The organism is Thiohalocapsa halophila (assembly GCF_016583825.1).
GTDB lineage: Bacteria > Pseudomonadota > Gammaproteobacteria > Chromatiales > Chromatiaceae > Thiohalocapsa > Thiohalocapsa halophila.
Genome location: NZ_NRRV01000213.1, coordinates 1 through 1,000, shown reverse-complemented (window position 1 = coordinate 1,000; position 1,000 = coordinate 1). Strand labels below are relative to the sequence as shown.

General features: G+C 69.5%; 1 protein-coding gene. It reads right to left on the bottom strand.

The features are described 5' to 3' along the window. Positions 1 to 132: 132 nt before the first annotated feature. The coding region (locus CKO31_RS26055; protein WP_200243819.1) for a DNA polymerase Y family protein at positions 133 to 1,000 on the bottom strand (868 nt) is incomplete at its 5' end.

Below are 1,000 nucleotides of genomic sequence, written 5' to 3'. Positions count from 1 at the left end.
GCAGTGCCTGGATCCAGATGCCCTGGCGAGCAGCTGTCTGCATCTGATTGGCCAGGATCGGTCCGCGTGGACGCACGAGCTCGACATCCGTCCCGACCTCGAGCCCTTCTGAGCGACGCGCCGAGCCGGGCGTCAGGGTTTCGCGTTGCCTCGGGCGCGCCGGCTCAGTCCCCGCTGAATGGTGCCCCGTCCAAACCTGTCCTGGATCGCATCGAGCGTGGTATCGACCCGTGCCAGCGCCGGATCGGCCTCCGCCGGGTCGGCGTCGAACAAGTCCCGCTGCACGCTCGCCTGTGCCTGGTCCCACCCAGAAATCCCGATCCCGATCAGGCGCACCGGCCGGCCCGCCCAGGACTCAGCCTGGAACAGCGCCCAGGCGACGCGATACAACTCGAGGTCATAGTCGGTGGGCGCCTTCAGCGTGCGCGAGCGCGTATGGGTCTCGAAGGGGCGAAAGCGGATCTTCAAGGTGACGACCAGGCCCTTGCGCCCCGCATGGCGCGCCAGATAGCCGACCTCCTGCGCCGCCCAGCGTAGGGTGTCCTGCAGAACCACCGGGTCGGTGACGTCTTCGCTGAACGTGGTCTCCTTGGAGATCGACTTGCGCTCGCCGGCGGGATAGACGCGATCGTCGGCGATCCCCTGCACCTGGACATGGGCCTGCGTGCCGGCGCGGGCGCCGAGGTGGCGGCGCAGCGCCTCAAGCGATAGGCCGCGCACGTCCCCGACCGTCTTCAGTCCAACGCGCTGGAGTCGCGCCGCCGTCTTGGCGCCGACCCCGCGCAGGACCGACAGCAGCATCGGGTCGAGAAAGCCGTGGATCGCGTCCTGGAGCACGACCGTCAGGCCGTCCGGCTTGTCCGCGTCGGACGCGAGCTTGGCGATGAGGCGGTTGGGTCCGATGCCGACCGAGGCGGTGAGACCCACGGCGTCGCGGATCTTCGCCTTGGTCTGGCGCCCGATGCTCTCCGGCGGACCGATCAGCCGCTCCAGGCCAGAG